We start from the raw sequence: 14400 nt of genomic DNA on the forward strand, positions 1-14400 counted from the left end.
TCTGCTTCTTTCTCTCAATAAGCACTTTTTGTTCACTCTTTTGGTTTGAATTGTCCTAATCTTTGGTTTGGAACGCGTTACGTTCTTATACAAAGAGGAGGTCTAACATGTTAGACATGCAACGAAGAAAAGCGATGCAAAAACTTGCATTACTGGGTGGTGGTATGGCACTTTTTCCGACATTGGATGCGCAAGCAAAAATGTTGGAAAAGGATGTTCCTAAATGGGATGAAGAGTACGATGCCATTGTTGTCGGCAGCGGGTATGCGGGTACGGCTGCAATGCTTTCGATGATGGATCGAGGGCTAAAAAATGTACTGATGATTGATAAAATGCAGTATATGGGTGGAAACTCCTCCATCAGTGGAGGCTCATATGCGATGTCTCGAACATCGATTCAAAAAGAAAACGGCGTGATGGATGATCCTGAGATGCACATCAAAGACACGCTCAAAAGTGGGCACAATCTGAATAATCCTGAGATGGTGCGCATCATGGCATATGAAGGTTTGGATGCGTTTAACTGGCTTGTGGAAAATGGGGTGAAATGGAAACTGTTTAGCCGAAGTGGTGGACACAGTGCTCCTCGTAATCACTCCGTGGGTGTGGGATCTTACATTACTCGACCATTACAAGAGCAGATTATTAAACGTGGCGGACAACAACGTACGCGGATCATTATGGATGAGTTGGTTTACAATGACAAAGGCATTGTCATGGGTATGAAAGTGCGTGAAAAATATGAGTTCAAATTTGATCGCACTTTTGATGAAAACGACAATAAAACGGGTAAAGTCAAATACTATCGTGCCAATGCAGGTGTGATTATAGCAACAGGTGGTTGGGCGGCAGACCCTAAAGTAAGGCAGATTTTTAACCCTGCACTGACCCCTGATATGCCTACAACAAACCATTATGGCGCTACGGGCTATACCATTGAAAAATTGATTAAAGATGACATTGATTTGATAGATATGCAGTACATTCAAATCATGCATGTTACTTCTGCAGATGAAGATAGTTTTGGATTTGGATTTAGAACTATTACGGGTGGATACAGCTATGGCATGATGATTAATCCTAAAACAGGAAGACGTTTTATCAATGAAATTGCTGATCGTCGTATTTGTTCAGATGCCATTTTTGCAATGAACGAAAAAGGTAAAAATCATCCTCTTCTCATTATGGATGTCAATGGTGCAAAAACAGTTGAAATTGATGCATTGCAACGTGGTATTGAAGCGGGTGCTGTGTATCAGTTTGAGACATTGGATGAGATGATTACAAAATTTAATGTGAATAAAGAAGCTTTTTTGGATGAGCTTAAAAAGTATAACGCGTATGTTAAAACAGGCAAAGATCCAGAGTTTGGCCGTACCTTTTTTAAATACAAAGATGAGTACATTACGATTGAAAAACCGCCTTTTTTTGTAACGCGCCCAGGGCCTAAGATTCATCACTGTATGGGAGGTGTTAGGACAACGGTCGATTGTGAAGTCTTTAACAAAACAGGAAAAATTGTTGAAGGACTTTATGCGTGTGGTGAAGTGACGGGTGGAAGGCATGGGTATAACAGACTAGGGTCAAACTCTGTAGTCGATTGTATTGTTTTTGGTAGGCGAGCGGGTTTTGCCATTGCTGAACGTTATCAAAAAATGGTAAGGAGTTAGTGATGAAACAGTTATGGAAACAACTCCTCATCAGCATCGTTCTTTTCGCCAGTTTATGCACATTGGCAATGGCAGCCAATGAGAGCGAATCCTTAAGTGCTACACCCAATTTAAATGATAAATATTCGGAAAAAAACTATCCGATACAAGGAGTGCATCAAAAATTAGGGCTTACATGTAAAGAGTGTCACAGTGAAGAAAAAGCGGAAGATTATTCCAGCGCGATGAAGGCGACCTGTTTTAAATGCCATGAAAATTATGAGAAATTGCAAGAGCGTACAGGGCATTTAGGGCACAACAATAATGTCCATGCGTCACCGCACTTTACCAATATTGATTGTGATCTTTGCCACAAATCGCATCAGCCGTCACAAAATCTTTGTGTCCAGTGTCATGGTCAAAAAACCATGAAACAGCTGATTGTTAAGTAAGGAGGGGCAGATGAAAAAGATCATTATCATCACCGCATTGGTGAGTTTTTGTGTTACATTGGTTTTTGTATGGGGTGGAGCAAAAGTGGTGAAAGCAACAGGTGATGCACCGTTTTGTGGCATGTGTCATTCATGGGATGGCTTGATTGCTCAAACGCATATACAAGATCCTATTCATGGTAATGCCAACCCAAAAGGGGTACAAGCAACATGTACGGAGTGTCACTTACCGCATAGTTCTCTCATTGCGTATTTGGGGATTAAAGCTAGAAATGGTGTTGCTGAGGGATGGACAGTGCTTACAGGCGATGCGAGCAAAAAAGATTGGTTAGTCAATCGTGAGCATGCACGTAAAAACTACACCTACGATAGCTCCTGTTTAGCATGTCATAGTACTCTTTTAGAAAAAGCCAATCAAGAAGCATTCAAGGATGAACCTTCTTCTAAAATGCATCTTAAATATATCGCATTCAAAGAGACGAAAGAGGCAATGCAGTGTACCAGCTGTCATAAATTTGTTGGACATAAAGAATTAGGTGAGACACTCTTTCAGCATAATGACACTAGCCCAACATCGTGGGATGAGTGGGAAAAACAGCGCAAGGAGAAAAAATAGTTTTCCAAAACCAAGAGGAGGGAGAGATGTGTGTTCTTTCTCCCTCTTTACATGTAAAGTTAGAATGCGTTATTTTAAAGCCTTCACATAAACTAAAGGATCGTTTAAAAGAGGCAGATATTCGCCATCATACAACGCGTCTTTTTCATCGATTAATGTCTCAGTAATACCTGCACCTTCAGTTAAAATAGCCTCTTTTTCCACAGGGCGATCGGTGATGATTTCGCCTATCTGATAGGGTCTGCCATCAAGGTGCGTGTAGGCTTCTTTGGCATTTCTAAAATAACGAAAGGTAAAAGGCGTTTTGGCAAACACATCTTTTCCTAAAGTAAAGCGCTGGGTTACAACCACTTTGCGATACCCTATCGCGCCATTCAACGCCTCTGTTGGGGTTGGATAGAGTAAATTGGGTTGAATAAATCCCTCTGGCGTGAGATACGCTTTGCGGTCCACACATTCGCCCATGAGCTTTACATGTAAACGTTGTTGTGCCACTAAAGTCTCAGGATGCTGTAAATCCAAAGTACGCCAATCATCGCTAAAACCGTGCGCTTTCGTGATCGTTTCCATCAAAAAGGCTTCCATGCTCGCAGGCATCACTCCGTACAAATTCGCCCCCACAACATGCTTTAAAAAATACCCAAATTCGCCTTGCTGTGTTTTGCGGTTGAGCGGATCGCCTCTGCTCGAAGTTGCTTTGCCCTCTTTCATACTGTAAGCAAGATAATCCATCTCTGCCCAGCCAAGCTTATGTGGAAATTTGCGAGGAAACGCCCACGTGGAGTCGATCGTATTGCTACTGCCCGAAGTAAAGGCGGAAGGTTCAAAGCCGTAATTGTCACTGTGGCAACCGATGCATTGCATCAACTCTTCGGCTTTTTGAGGACGTAGATTTCCTTTGGCATCTTCGATAAATCCTGCCAAAATCCAACCTGCACCATTATTGATCCACCCTTGTTTTTCGTTAAGATAGATGGGCGCATCTTCATCTTTTTCGACCGCTTCTCCTGGGTAAAACATCTTGGTTTTCACCATGTAGCGTATCTCTTTCACGCGAGTTGCTCGTGTTCCTTTGGCGCGCAAATCGACATAATGCAACGGATGCGCAAACTCCGTGTAAAGCGGATAAAGCCCACGATGCACTTCCACATCATGTGCCTTGCCATAGTACGTTTGAGGATCATTTGCTTCAAGCCTGTCGGTAATTGCACGCTCTAAAAGATCAAGATTTTGGGCGTAAATAGTTTCACTCCACGCTCCTTTTTCATCTTGCATAAACGTTTTAGGCAAACGAATGTAAATACCCGAAACACTGCCACTCATTGGTGTAAAAATACCATACGGCATAAAATTAATCGCACGCCAACCTGTGATGTCACCAAAAATGGCACGTTCGTGACTTTTTGTACGCACAAAGCCATCTTCTTTTGCAGGAAGATCGGAAGGCGAAAGGTCGGGGAAAAGCCTCCAAGGAGAGCTATCTTGTCCATTTTCCCAACCCATTTTTCCACCACGCTTGGTATAAGCATCGCTCCAATTATCGTGTTTAAGATACTCAAGCATTGTGCTTTCATCAAAACGGTTGGCACTTTTTTGGTACGCCGCTTCGAGGCGCTCAGGGAAGAGGGTGTTTTCCCACGGGTTGATTGTCGCGGCAATCGTTTGTTGGGTAACAGGAGCAAAGCTGTATGTCGTTTGAAGATTGCCCGTGACCGTTGAAAGTCCTGCTTGAGGATTGTTGTTACCTAAATGCGCTCGTGCAGGGGCGTTGGTGTGGCAAAACATGCAGGCATTTTGCGCTCCACCACTGGTTTCGATGTAGCATTGTGCGGGAATATTGGCGTAAGGATTGTTAAGCGTCGTACGGCTGATAAATTCTCCCATCAACGTTCCGCCAAAGCCCACAATAGGGCTAAGGTAGAGCAGAATGATGAGGCGATTAAAGCCCTGGGATGCCATAGATATATCCAATAGGCGCTTGAAATTTGTCGATCAGCGGTGTCAATTTTTGTTGAAGCTCTTTACTCGTGGTTTTGGTGAAATCGCCAAGGTGTTGCGCATTGCTCATTATGTACGCGTAGCCGTTGAGGTTTTCAACGACTTGAAGCCCTGTTGATTCCGCACCTGCCGGGATGGAGAGAATACGAGAGAGTTTTTTCGTGTCGATGTTATACGCCCAAAGATAGTTGTTGACATGTGCGCCACTGTCTTCACCGATGAAAAGTGTACGCATTTTTGAAGAGTAGAAAAGGTTGTCGGTATTGGCGATTTTATCAACCACGCATGTATTGCCATCTTTATCCGTTGCCATCTCTTCTCCCAAAAGCATGCTTGGTACGTGCATGGAGATAGGAACAAAGTCGCTGAGGATTGGCTCGTTATTGCTATCGTTGACATTGCTTGCAAGTGCGATTTCATACGTACCACCACAACGATTTTTCGCAACTTTAATATCATCGTTGGCAAAGGAACTGTCTTTGGCCATCCCTTTTTCAATGTACGACATGGCGATGTAGATTTTTTTATCTTCGGGATTAAAGGCAACCCCCTCCATTTTGTTAAACTCAGTCGTTGCACCAAGATAAGCGGCATAACGTCTGGTTTCTAAGAAGGCAGCCACTTTTTCCATTCCCGGTTTGAGCTTGAGGTATTCTATGTCCGAATGGCCTGCTTTAATGGCTTTAAACCCTTCGTGCTTGCTTGCATCAAAGCTTGCAGGTGCATACGCTTCAAAAATATCATTAAACGTATATTTCTCTTTCCATTCCATCACTTCTTTGGTAGAGGCATGCCCTAATTTGATCCATGAAAGCGTTGCTTGACCGCCATCTTTGGCACCGTCTTCATTGGTTTGATGCCATTTTGCCGCGTACATCGACCCATTGTCTAAATCACCTTTGGCGTCGCCTATGTACATGAACAGACCGACATTGGTGCCATCATCTCCGAAAAAAGCGGTTTTACCATCGCTCATAATTTTCGCCATCTCCCATGTGCCTCGACCCATCGCAAAATGTTTGGTGACATTGGTTTTGCCATTTTTATCGACAGCCACTTCGGTGATGTGACCGTAATCGTAAGGATTGGCCTCTTTTTTGCCCTCAAAGTAGAGCTCGCTCATCGCTTTTAAGCCTTTTTGCGCTTTTTTGAACTCTTTGCCACTGGAAGCGGTGAAGAAAAGATCATAATCTTCTTCGGTTCCTAAGTGGGTATTCCAAGGGGTTTGCGAGCCTGCGCAAGGAATCCAAATGCCGCCCACTTTGGAAAAATCAATCGGGTATTGATCAACGGCTTTGAGCTTGCCATTTTTAGCATCTTGCTTGATGGAGGTCAGTGTCATACTCATCGGTGCTCGCTCATGCCACACATCGGTTTTCTCCGCCGAAGAGCCATCGCTTAAAATCCAGTCGTACTCATAATGCGTGACAAGGTAGAGTGAACCGTCCACATTTAAAAGTGAGTTGCTATCAGGAGTTTCAGCAATGAGTGGTTTGCCAAAAGGGTCAAGCAAAGGCTTCATGGAAGCGGTGTAAAGTTGTCCTGCGGGGTTTTTATTGGTTCCGACTTTGTCTTTGACGCCAAAGAGTGTTTGGTACGAGAGATTGCGCTCAATCATTCCGCCACTTGCAGTGTGAATAATGACTTTGGCTTCCGAGTAAGCTTTTGCCATCTGCTCAGGAGTTTTGGGTGCATCCATTCCTATAAATTCGACTGAGCCTGCTGCACATAAGCTTGAAGCAACAAAAGAGAGCGATACACAGAGTGTTGTAAACGATTTCACGAAAGCCTCCAGATAAAAATTTTGATAGTATAATCGTAGGCAAGAAGAGTTACAAAGATGTTACAATCTTAAAAATAAGTGCTAATTTAGACAGCTATGTAGGAGTTGAAGTAAGCTGATTTAGAATAAAATGTCTTAAATTTATAAGGAGGAAAAATGAAAACATTTGTAGCATTTTTTATGCTTTTCATGTGTGCAACCCTCTCGTTCGCCAAAGAGGGATTTGTCACGTATGTTGTTGATGGTAAAACGTATGAAGGGTACTATACTACGCCTTCGGATGAAGCACCGTTAGTTTTTATCGTACACGATTGGGATGGACTGAATGAATACGAAATGACACGTGCGAAGATGCTTAATGCTCTTGGCTATGGTGCTTTTGCCATAGATCTTTTTGGACAGGGCGTGAAACCTGTTACGATTGAAGAAAAAAAAGCTTTAACCAATGCACTTTATAATGACCGTGCAAAAATGCGTAAACTTCTTGATGCAGGTTATCAAGCGGCTAAAAAAGAGGGTGCAAACGTCTCTAATGCCATAGGTATTGGTTACTGTTTTGGTGGTGCGGCGCTTTTGGAGATGGCACGTATGGGAACACCCCTTAAAGGTTTTGCGATTTTTCACGGTGGCTTAGCAACACCAGCAGGTGAAGACTATACACAAACAAAAGGGTTTATTTTGGTTTTACACGGTTCAGCCGATGAGAGTGTGAGTCTGGATGAATTTACAGGCCTTGCGAAAGAGCTTGAAAAAACAGGCATTAAGCATGAAATGATCACGTACAGTGGCGCTCCGCATGCGTTTAGCGTGTTTGGAACTGATCGTTACAGAGAAGATGCAGATAAAAAATCATGGCGAAGATTGGTCGAATTTTTAGGAGAGATGCTTTCAAAATAGAGGTATATTTTTTGCTTGTATCTTTACATGTAAAAGGAGTTAGCCATGGATAGCAGACTATTTCAAATTGATCCGTATGCAGGTATCAGTTATGGGCTTTACAATTCAATTAAAGGTGATAAAGGAAGCTTTGAAGATTTTTTGTTGCACTATGATTCTACAGGTGCTAACAATGAAGACAGTTCGTGGTTAACCAAACTTGTCAAAGACGATAACAACAAAGCACTAAGCTCTCCTGCTGTATGGGAAGCAATGAATACCCTTGGCGTTAATGGACTTGATCTTATGAGCTCAGTAAGTTCATCTGATTTTTTTGATACACAAGCAAGTGCACTCAAACTTCAACTGATGCAAGCGTTTAGCAAACGAGAAGATTATGCTCAGATGAAGCCGTTACTTGAACAACTGATGAGTTAACGGCACACATAGGAAACAATATCTGACTCAATGGTGCCAATTGCTGGTTGGTACCATTCTGTGAGATTATTCGCTGGAATATTCCGTGCAGACTTTGCGTTATAACCAATTTGTCTGAAGTATCGTGAAGGACAATTAATTTCTGCTTTAATATATAAAATCGTGTCAAAGCTTTGACGTCTCAAGACAACATAATTCACCGTTGCTTGTTTACCTACTTCCAGTAGATAGTATTTGTAGATGTCTTTATAGGCAGTCCGTGGAATTTCGATGTCTTGAGATTTTTGCGCACTATAGGCACTAAGAGCCATAATAAGGCTCAAAAATATTCGTATCATCATGTGTTCCTCCATTGTAAATCTTTCAATTTATTGTATCAAAAGCAGCCTCAAACAGATATGAGTAAGAACTTTTTAGATAGAAAAACTATAAAGCAATTTCATAATTTTGTCATCTTTTAGGTACAATAACTTTATAGCACTAGCACAAGTTTGACAAAAGGGCTTTGTATGAGAAATAGTGTGAACAACAATCAAGAACAACAAGATAAGATCAAATTTCTTACACAAGAACTCCTTCGCGTGCAGAAAAATCTTGTTGAACAGTTTTACACAGACTCTCTGACACGCCTTCCCAATCTCTATCAGCTCCGACACGACCTTGAAGAAGGGAGTGACTTTACGCTTATTATTGCAAACATCGACAATTTTAAATTACTGAATGATTTTTATGGCTTTGTTGTGGGTGATTTTATTTTAGAGTCCTTCGCAAAGAGTTTGAAAACAGAACTTGATGAAGTCTCTGTTTACCGCATTGCGGGTGATGAATTTGCTATATTAGTAGGTAAAAGGATGAGTTTTTATCTGCTCAAAAATTATCTGACGCATCTTTCCAAACAACTCACCCATCTCAAATATGCTTATGCGCAGACCGAAATTTATGTAGACTGCACGCTCTCTTCCAGTGCAAGTTTTACCAGTGATGACATCTTTTCTAAAGTCAATATGGCACTCAAATACGCCAAAAAAGAGCAGTTGAAATTTTGGATATACGAAGACACGATGAATTTTTCGCAAGAGTACGAGAGCAATCTCAAATATGCTACAAAAGTGCGTAAAGCCATTGTGGATTTTTCAGGTATTGTGCCTTATTTTCAACCTATTATTGACAACAAGACCAATGAAATTATTAAGTTTGAAGCACTTTCACGCCTGGTGGATGAGGACGGTGCAATTCATTCACCGCACAACTTCATTCCCGTTGCAAAGATGATTAAAGTGTATGATAAAATCACGATGGCTATCATCGATAAGAGCTTTCAGGTTTTTAAATCCCATGCGTTCGATTTTAGCATCAACCTCTCATTTGAGGATATCATTAACCAAGATATTTACGATTTCATTATCTCTAAATTACGTGATTCTAACATGGGACATAGAGTCACATTTGAGCTTTTAGAGTCAGAGAAAGTCAATGACTTTAACAAGGTGATCCATTTTTTTAATGAGATCAAACGCTATGGAGCCAAAGTGGCGATTGACGATTTTGGAAGCGGTTTTTCCAACTTCTCTTACATCACCAAACTTAGTCCTGATTTTATTAAAATAGATGGTAGTCTCATCAAAGACATCGACCAAGACAAAAATGCTCAGATTATTGTAGAGACGATCGTGGACTTTTCCAAAAAACTGGGCATAAAAACCGTTGCAGAGTTTGTTCACTCTAGCACGGTTCTCTCCACCGTTAAACAGCTGGGTATCGACTATTCTCAGGGCTATTTTATCGATATGCCTTCTCCTCACATTCTCAAATAAACACTTTACATGTAAAGCTTACGCGACCTCGGTATCCCATAAAATACTCACCCCGTATTCGGGATCGGGAATGACATATTTGAAATATTCACTCGTTCCTTTTCGCCCATGCAACCGCACCGCAATTTGCCCCTCTTTTAAAAGCTGTTTCATTTCATATTCGCTGAGGCTTCGCTTATTCCAGCGCAAAAAAGTATTCGAGTAAACCCGAAACCGACACGTTGCATCACTGCTAAACACATAATCATCGTTGATGTCCCGCTCTTTTTTCGCATGCTCGCAACTGTAAAGATTGACCTTTTGACCTTGAATGGTAAGCTTTTGCGAGATTACCGCACCTCCACAATACGGGCATTTGCCAAGAACCATCATGCACCTCAGTTTTGATTTATAAAGTTATGATAGCAAAGTGAGAGAAGAGGGGTTTAAAATATTTCAGAATGAAAGATTTTACTCTTTGAGCAAAATGCCACTTTCGACAAAATTACTGATTTTATTCACAACTTCTATATCGTTTTGTGAAAAGTATTTTTTGTGAAAGAAATATTTGTAAATTATAAATAGCATATTTTTGTTTTGTTCAATATATGCAAAATGATAATTTAAAGCTTCCGTTGGGATAGTTTTACTTTCACTGGAAGAGTATCTTTGTTCAACTCGCTTTTTTAGTTCATGTAAAAAAACTTCTATTATTGGTGGATTTTTAGTATCAATGACTTCCAAAGAGTATGAAACTTTTTCAGGAATATTTATATAGAAATCAGGGGATATTTCTTTTTTTGAATCAGAAGAATTTAGTCTTCTTGGAATGTTTACAGATAATCGGATAATGAGATTATATTTTGAAAAAATTACTGTTATTAGTGTCAAAAGATAAATAGCTCTTTCATTAGTATCTTTTATTTTTTCGACATATTCTAAACAATTATTGAGCACTTGAATATAAATACGCGCATTTTTTTCTTCACTGAGTTTAATAGCGTCTAAAATAGTTGTTTTATAAGATTGAAGAGGCGCGTATTTCTCATCTTGATAGATGACCTCGAAAAGCTCTTCAATCGTTGGATTATAGAGTATAAATTTATTTACACTTTTTTCTTTAACGGTATTGAAAACATTTGTATCATGGTCTTGAAAAAACTCTTGATTTAAAATGATGATGGTTTTGGTTTGGAAGTTTTCGGTGAGGTTTGTGATAAAACCAAAAAGATCGTTAAGGTCGATTTTGGAAGATTTTCGCTCAAAATCGTCAAAACAAATAACGCCTCCATTCAAAAGTGCATCGGTACCTTTTTTAAGTTTTTCATTGTTGTTTAATTCTTCGATTTGTTTGCTTGTATTGCTTGCATCAATTCCTACGCCAAATACAGTTATTTTAGGCATAAGACTTGTCATTTTTGTAAAAACAGAATAGGTTTGGCTAATGATATCCGTCTCTCTAGATTGGACGAAACTATATGATTTTTGCAAAATTTCATTTTGAAGTTCTTCGATAGAATCCTTGCCATAAAGACTCACGAAAATATAACTTTTCTTTTTGTCTTTTATTTTTGGAATTAAATCTGTTTCAATGATATTTTTCCAAAAGTGGGTTTTTCCTGAACCCCATACACCTGAGAGCATCAAAATAGTGCCATTATTATCATCGTTATCTAAATACGATTTATTACCTTCAATAAGGTATTTTTTGATGCTCTCAGAATTTGCCATAAATTACAAAAACCTCTCCACAAAACGATCCAAATCTTCATCGCTCAAAGCCCCTGAAACACGCTCTACTTCTTTCCCATTTTTGAAAACGATCAGCGTAGGAATAGAACGAATCTTAAAGCGTGAGGCTAAAAACTGCTCGGCTTCGGTGTCGACTTTGGCGAACAAAACACGCAAAGGGTACGCTCGCGCTGCTTGTTGGAAGGTGGGGGCGAAGCCTTTGCACGGACCACACCACGGCGCCCAAAAGTCTACAATGACGGGAACATCGGTACTCTCAATGACTGCTTCAAGGGTGTCGCTAGTGAGTGCGATGGGGTGTGGGTCGAGTAAGGAAGCTTTACATTTACCACAGTTGACTTTTTTGTAAACTTCCTGTTTAGGGACATTATTGGTTGCAAGGCAAGAGGGACAAATAACTTTCATGGGTTATCCTTTCGTTGCGTAGTCTTTAAGTGCTTGGAGAATCTCGGGCTCTATGGCCCACTCTTTACCATCAACGGACATGACGGACTCTCGTTTGATGCCATCCACTGAGCCTTTGGAAACGATAAAAGCAAGGTACTGCTCTAGCTCTTCAAAACTCGGTAGAACATTTACATGTAAAACTCTTTCAAGTTCGGCGATGAAGCCATACCCACCCCAATTTGAGACCGAAGCGATCATTGGGTAGTCGCAGGGGATGACACAGTAATCGTAAAAAAGTTCTTTATTTTTCAGCACAGCAGCGAAGCTTCCCATGCCGACTTCATTACCACCATCGCCGATACCAAAACTAGGAGCGGTTTGACTGCCCAGTTTGAAAAGCTCGTCCACAGGTGCGGTAAACTCTTTGATATCAACGCCACGTGAGTTGAGGTAAAGTCCTTCGTGATTTTGACCGCAACGCTCGATGGAAAGATGCGCTACGGGTTTGTACGTGTCTAAAAGTATCTTGTACCCTTGATTTTCTAATCCCTCAATCGGAATGTAGAGGGTTTTAATATCAAAAAAATAATCCTCGCAAAAACTATCGGTGATGATAACAGGAGTATAGCCAAGTTTTTCAAAAGCTTTTGCAAGAAAGTAAGCGCCCAAAGGGCCATCAGTCTCAGCGTAACCAGCGACGTAAAAACCTGTATAGATAAAAACAACACCTTTGTCGAGTTTTAAAAAAGCTTGAACGGCATTTTTAGTGTGTTCATTAGGAAAGTGGGCTTGAATTTTGTCCATATTGCGGGTGGAGTGTTGAAGAACGATCTCTTCAATTGTATGAAAATTGCGCATGAAAGCCTTTACATGTAAAAAATTTACTGAAAAAATTGTATCTAAAATTTGATACAATTTAACCAAAAAAAGGGATTAAAATGTATCCAAAAGAATTACGATCTAAAATAGCCAAAGGCGAATTTACTAGACCAACAGCAGGTGAATGTCCTGGGTATATTCAAATGAATATGGTAGCCCTTCCAAGAGAGTACGCCAAACGTTTTGAAGCGTTTGCAAAAGAAAATTCCAAAGCAATTCCTGTATTGGAAATTATTCAGGAAGGACATTTCTCCAAGGTTTTGGCTCCGGGAGCTGACATTTTAAACGAAATTCCAAAGTATAATATTTTAAAAGACGGTGTTGTCGTTGAAACCGTGACGGACATAACACCGTATTACAATCTTGATTTGGTCTTTTTCTTGATTGGGTGTAGTTTTTCGTTTGAAACGGCACTGATTGAAAATGGTATGCCACTGCGCCATGTCGATCAGCAAAAAAATGTTGCAATGTACCGCACGAACATTGCCCTCAAACCTGTTGAAGGTTTTGCGGGTGAGATGGTCGTCAGCATGCGCCCGATTAAAAAAGAGAAAGTGGCAGATGCGTGTGTTGTCACGAGTCATTTTCCACGTATGCACGGCTCACCGATACAAGTGGGTTACCCTGAAATGATCGGTATTCGTGATGTTTCAAAGCCTGATTATGGTGATGCGATTGAGATCAAAGCGGACGAAATTCCACTCTTTTGGCCATGTGGCGTAACACCTCAAAATGTCATAACCGCCATGAAACTTCCCTTTGCAATCACGCATGCGCCGGGGCATATGTTTGTAACCGATAAAAAAGACAGCGAATACTACGAATAAAAGTTACGGCACAAATGCTTCTTGAAGACTGTGGAACTGGTAAGTTTTAACCACTTCAGGAAGCTTCTTCTCTAACATCGTTATCCCTAGAGGCTCATTTTTATTGCCATGAATGAGAATGAAACTTCCTGTTTTAATGGGCTCATTTTTTGCAATCCATGCGTTAGCCGACAAAGGAATTAAAAAATAGGTTTCACGAAGCTCACGCATTAATTTTTCATCAGAGATGAGACCCGGAAATCGAAAAAAGACCGAGGGCGTAATGCCTTCTTCTAGGAGTTTTTTCTCAACACCAAGTATTTCTGTTTTGACATCGGTGTTTACATGTAACATAAAATTTTCACGCTCAGGAAGATGGGAATCGTAAAAATGGGTATGCGTATGGTTTACCCACGTTATCTGTAAAAGAGGATTGTTCACAAGGGCAGTAAACTCTTTTTCGTGGTGGTCTTTCCATGCGGAGCTTATGGCAATAGCAATCGGTGTTTTACCATTTTGCTTGGTTAACTGCTCAATAAAATCACTTTCATACCCTTTTTTAGTGGAAGGACAAAGATCCATCGTTAGATAGATAGCTTTATCCTTTTGCGTGGTCGCATGGGTTGCTCCCCCTTTTGCCGCTAAAGCAGTTGCGTTATTGAGTTGTTGTGCAAAGGGAGTTTTTGAAAAATTTTCATCTAACGGCGTTAATTTTGAAGTATCGAGTGGGAGGACTTTAGTTTGCAGGGTTTGCGTATTGGTAGTGAGGTAAAATGTCACGCCACTCAGTTCAAAACGCCGTGAAACAAGCAAGAGAGTGTCGTTTTCTTGGTATTGTTTGACAAATATTTCATAGTGCTTAATATACTCAATAGCAGACAATGGAAGCCAACACAGCATTAAAAATAAAATGAGTCGCATCATATACATTCCTTTTACGAGAATTTTAGCTCTTTTTTGAAAAAATATGA

Annotated in this window: 15 protein-coding genes; 7 read left to right on the plus strand and 8 right to left on the minus strand. The window is 40.5% G+C overall.

The window, feature by feature from the left end; all coding sequences use genetic code 11:
- Positions 1–107: 107 nt before the first annotated feature.
- The 3 genes from SJPD1_RS01985 to SJPD1_RS01995 are packed head-to-tail and all read left to right on the plus strand — an operon-like array spanning position 108 to position 2717.
- Positions 108–1670 carry a flavocytochrome c gene (locus SJPD1_RS01985; RefSeq protein WP_096045743.1) on the plus strand — a complete coding sequence of 521 codons (1563 nt, stop codon included), beginning with the start codon at positions 108–110 and terminating at the stop codon, positions 1668–1670.
- A gap of 2 nt (positions 1671–1672) precedes the next feature.
- The gene (locus tag SJPD1_RS01990; RefSeq protein ID WP_226372227.1) at positions 1673–2101 is read left to right on the plus strand and encodes a cytochrome c3 family protein; all 429 of its coding nucleotides are present in this window, start codon (positions 1673–1675) and stop codon (positions 2099–2101) included.
- A 10-nt stretch (positions 2102–2111) separates the two neighbouring features.
- Positions 2112–2717, plus strand: a complete 606-nt coding sequence (locus SJPD1_RS01995) for a cytochrome c3 family protein (RefSeq protein WP_096045744.1) — start codon at positions 2112–2114, stop codon at positions 2715–2717.
- 69 nt (positions 2718–2786) lie between these two features.
- Here SJPD1_RS01995 and SJPD1_RS02000 read toward each other — a convergent pair whose 3' ends face one another.
- The gene (locus SJPD1_RS02000) at positions 2787–4676 is read right to left on the minus strand and encodes a hypothetical protein (RefSeq protein ID WP_096045745.1); all 1890 of its coding nucleotides are present in this window, start codon (positions 4674–4676) and stop codon (positions 2787–2789) included.
- Positions 4657–6498 (minus strand): PhoX family protein, encoded by a 1842-nt coding sequence (locus SJPD1_RS02005; protein WP_096045746.1) that lies wholly within the window; start codon positions 6496–6498, stop codon positions 4657–4659. Before SJPD1_RS02005 ends, SJPD1_RS02000 begins: the two co-directional genes overlap by 20 nt.
- 156 nt (positions 6499–6654) lie before the next feature.
- On the opposite strand from SJPD1_RS02005, the gene SJPD1_RS02010 reads away from it, so the two are divergent.
- Together SJPD1_RS02010 and SJPD1_RS02015 are read left to right on the plus strand one after the other, a co-directional pair.
- Positions 6655–7395, plus strand: coding sequence for a dienelactone hydrolase family protein (locus tag SJPD1_RS02010; RefSeq protein ID WP_096045747.1), 741 nt, complete (start codon positions 6655–6657; stop codon positions 7393–7395).
- 45 nt (positions 7396–7440) lie between these two features.
- A complete protein-coding gene (locus tag SJPD1_RS02015; protein ID WP_096045748.1) occupies positions 7441–7812 on the plus strand; it encodes a hypothetical protein in 372 nt (123 codons plus the stop codon).
- Here the strand turns inward: SJPD1_RS02015 and SJPD1_RS02020 are convergent.
- Positions 7809–8153, minus strand: a complete 345-nt coding sequence (locus SJPD1_RS02020; protein ID WP_096047769.1) for a hypothetical protein — start codon at positions 8151–8153, stop codon at positions 7809–7811. The two genes, SJPD1_RS02015 and SJPD1_RS02020, sit on opposite strands and share 4 nt — an antisense overlap.
- A gap of 168 nt (positions 8154–8321) precedes the next feature.
- Here SJPD1_RS02020 and SJPD1_RS02025 point away from each other — a divergent pair, with 168 nt between their 5' ends.
- Positions 8322–9626 carry an EAL domain-containing protein gene (locus SJPD1_RS02025; protein WP_096045749.1) on the plus strand — a complete coding sequence of 435 codons (1305 nt, stop codon included), beginning with the start codon at positions 8322–8324 and terminating at the stop codon, positions 9624–9626.
- Positions 9627–9644: 18 nt separating this feature from the next.
- Here SJPD1_RS02025 and SJPD1_RS02030 read toward each other — a convergent pair whose 3' ends face one another.
- The 4 genes from SJPD1_RS02030 to SJPD1_RS02045 form a co-directional block, all read right to left on the minus strand.
- On the minus strand, positions 9645–9995 hold the full coding sequence (locus SJPD1_RS02030) for a hypothetical protein (protein WP_096045750.1): 351 nt from the start codon (positions 9993–9995) through the stop codon (positions 9645–9647).
- A gap of 81 nt (positions 9996–10076) precedes the next feature.
- A complete protein-coding gene (locus SJPD1_RS02035; RefSeq protein WP_096045751.1) occupies positions 10077–11336 on the minus strand; it encodes a P-loop NTPase fold protein in 1260 nt (419 codons plus the stop codon).
- A gap of 3 nt (positions 11337–11339) precedes the next feature.
- A complete protein-coding gene (gene trxC, locus SJPD1_RS02040) occupies positions 11340–11762 on the minus strand; it encodes a thioredoxin TrxC (protein ID WP_096045752.1) in 423 nt (140 codons plus the stop codon).
- Between the two features lie 3 nt (positions 11763–11765).
- The gene (locus SJPD1_RS02045; protein ID WP_096045753.1) at positions 11766–12602 is read right to left on the minus strand and encodes a DUF4392 domain-containing protein; all 837 of its coding nucleotides are present in this window, start codon (positions 12600–12602) and stop codon (positions 11766–11768) included.
- 80 nt (positions 12603–12682) lie between these two features.
- Between SJPD1_RS02045 and SJPD1_RS02050 the strand changes: the two genes are divergently transcribed.
- Complete coding sequence (locus SJPD1_RS02050) at positions 12683–13450, plus strand: putative hydro-lyase (RefSeq protein ID WP_096045754.1); 768 nt, start codon at positions 12683–12685, stop codon at positions 13448–13450.
- A 3-nt stretch (positions 13451–13453) separates the two neighbouring features.
- On the opposite strand, the gene SJPD1_RS02055 is transcribed toward SJPD1_RS02050, so the two are convergent.
- Complete coding sequence (locus tag SJPD1_RS02055; RefSeq protein WP_096045755.1) at positions 13454–14353, minus strand: polysaccharide deacetylase family protein; 900 nt, start codon at positions 14351–14353, stop codon at positions 13454–13456.
- Between the last annotated feature and the right edge of the window lie 47 nt (positions 14354–14400).

The organism is Sulfurospirillum diekertiae (assembly GCF_002309535.1).
Classification (GTDB): domain Bacteria; phylum Campylobacterota; class Campylobacteria; order Campylobacterales; family Sulfurospirillaceae; genus Sulfurospirillum; species Sulfurospirillum diekertiae.

Bases quoted from the DNA above. Each gene is read 5' to 3' on its own strand.
- SJPD1_RS02000 (WP_096045745.1), bottom strand. From the start codon at position 4,676: ATGGCATCCCAGGGCTTTAATCGCCTCATCATTCTGCTCTACCTTAGC.
- SJPD1_RS02010 (WP_096045747.1), top strand. From the start codon at position 6,655: ATGAAAACATTTGTAGCATTTTTTATGCTTTTCATGTGTGCAACCCTC.
- SJPD1_RS01995 (WP_096045744.1), top strand. From the start codon at position 2,112: ATGAAAAAGATCATTATCATCACCGCATTGGTGAGTTTTTGTGTTACA.
- SJPD1_RS02045 (WP_096045753.1), bottom strand. From the start codon at position 12,602: ATGCGCAATTTTCATACAATTGAAGAGATCGTTCTTCAACACTCCACC.
- SJPD1_RS02025 (WP_096045749.1), top strand. From the start codon at position 8,322: ATGAGAAATAGTGTGAACAACAATCAAGAACAACAAGATAAGATCAAA.
- SJPD1_RS02055 (WP_096045755.1), bottom strand. From the start codon at position 14,353: ATGATGCGACTCATTTTATTTTTAATGCTGTGTTGGCTTCCATTGTCT.
- SJPD1_RS01990 (WP_226372227.1), top strand. From the start codon at position 1,673: ATGAAACAGTTATGGAAACAACTCCTCATCAGCATCGTTCTTTTCGCC.
- SJPD1_RS02035 (WP_096045751.1), bottom strand. From the start codon at position 11,336: ATGGCAAATTCTGAGAGCATCAAAAAATACCTTATTGAAGGTAATAAA.
- trxC (WP_096045752.1), bottom strand. From the start codon at position 11,762: ATGAAAGTTATTTGTCCCTCTTGCCTTGCAACCAATAATGTCCCTAAA.
- SJPD1_RS02020 (WP_096047769.1), bottom strand. From the start codon at position 8,153: ATGATGATACGAATATTTTTGAGCCTTATTATGGCTCTTAGTGCCTAT.
- SJPD1_RS02015 (WP_096045748.1), top strand. From the start codon at position 7,441: ATGGATAGCAGACTATTTCAAATTGATCCGTATGCAGGTATCAGTTAT.
- SJPD1_RS02050 (WP_096045754.1), top strand. From the start codon at position 12,683: ATGTATCCAAAAGAATTACGATCTAAAATAGCCAAAGGCGAATTTACT.
- SJPD1_RS02030 (WP_096045750.1), bottom strand. From the start codon at position 9,995: ATGGTTCTTGGCAAATGCCCGTATTGTGGAGGTGCGGTAATCTCGCAA.
- SJPD1_RS01985 (WP_096045743.1), top strand. From the start codon at position 108: ATGTTAGACATGCAACGAAGAAAAGCGATGCAAAAACTTGCATTACTG.